Source organism: Gammaproteobacteria bacterium, from assembly GCA_003696665.1.
Taxonomy (GTDB): Bacteria; Pseudomonadota; Gammaproteobacteria; order Enterobacterales.
In genome coordinates this window covers 1-1,171 of the sequence record RFGJ01000469.1, presented here as the reverse complement: position 1 = coordinate 1,171, position 1,171 = coordinate 1, and the positions used below count along the sequence as shown (strand labels likewise).

Below are 1,171 nucleotides of genomic sequence, written 5' to 3'. Positions count from 1 at the left end.
GTGTTATACTGGGAGAGAATGATGACCTTGGTCTCCGGGAAGTCCCGTCGTAGACGCGCAATGGCGGGGAAGACCATGAACACGTCCGGTTCATCCCCGCCGCCGTTGCCAGGGACGGTGGCGGGGATATTCAAGTCCAGGAGGATGACGTCTGGTCGATGCTCCTGGACCAGGCGGTGGATATCAGCGCCGCATTCCCCTTCACCCACCAAGGAGATCGCGCCCTCCCCGTCCAGTATGCTTCGAATGCCGGCCCGCACCAGAAAATGATCGTCTACGGCAACCACACGGATTGGCATGGCGGTTCTCCACCTATACTGACTGTTTAAGGTTCCTCATCCTGAATTGTGCTGTTCAGGCCCTGGGCTTTGCGCACGTATTCCACCATCTCCCGCACTGCTTGTAGTCCGCGTTCGTCTAGATCTGCCACCCGAAGGGCGATCTCGGCGACCTGGCTGTCCCGCAGAGCCGCCGCCAATTTCAAATCCTCCAGGTATTCTGGAGACAAGTCATCCTCAAAAAAGTAGGTCAAAGGCACTTGAAAAAACGCGGCCAGCGCCCTCAACACGCGATAACTGGGGTTCGTCGCCTGTCCCATGCGTAACTTCCAAACATAGGCGTCCGTGACAGCTTTCTGGGTCCCCAGTTCCACTTCTTTGTACGTGTACTCTCGACCGTCTGGCCGTGTAAACGTACGAAACAAGAGGTCGATTTTTTCTGCCAAATCCGCCATTATCCCCCCTTCCCGTACATGAAAAAACCTTGCCCCCCTAAATTTCCTATTGTTAATATACGTCAATATAACATGCCTACGGTCTCAGGTCAAGCCTCAAAATCTGAGCAATCTGAGCGCCGCGCCGCTGCAGATCATCCTGCAAGCTTGTGGGGCCTATTCTGAAGTGAGGACTCCATCCAGAACAGGTGGAACCATTGCTTTTTCCCTACAATAACGCCATATATATGGTCCGAAAGGAGTATGGCCAGGTATACGAATGTGGAATTGAAGTGTGGCCCAAATTGGCATTGAATAGAAGCATCTTGACCGGTGGTGTAAGCCGGAGAAATCCCTCGTCTCCTGTGACGCGCCACGCCCCATCTTCCGACACACCCTTGCCATCACTCGAGAGGAGGCAGCCATGCGACGGAACAATCTTGTCTTTCTTGTGGGTGC

The 1,171-nt window shown here is 54.1% G+C and carries 3 protein-coding genes; all 3 read right to left on the bottom strand.

The genetic code is table 11. From position 1 onward, the window contains the following. Positions 1–299, bottom strand: a 299-nt coding sequence (locus D6694_11495; GenBank protein RMH39084.1) for a response regulator, incomplete at its 3' end; no start/stop codon positions are given. A gap of 26 nt (positions 300–325) precedes the next feature. Continuing rightward, positions 326–733, bottom strand: coding sequence for an XRE family transcriptional regulator (locus D6694_11490; protein RMH39083.1), 408 nt, complete (start codon positions 731–733; stop codon positions 326–328). 208 nt (positions 734–941) lie between these two features. Further along, positions 942–1,171: hypothetical protein (locus D6694_11485; protein ID RMH39082.1), on the bottom strand; the 230-nt coding region annotated here is incomplete at its 5' end.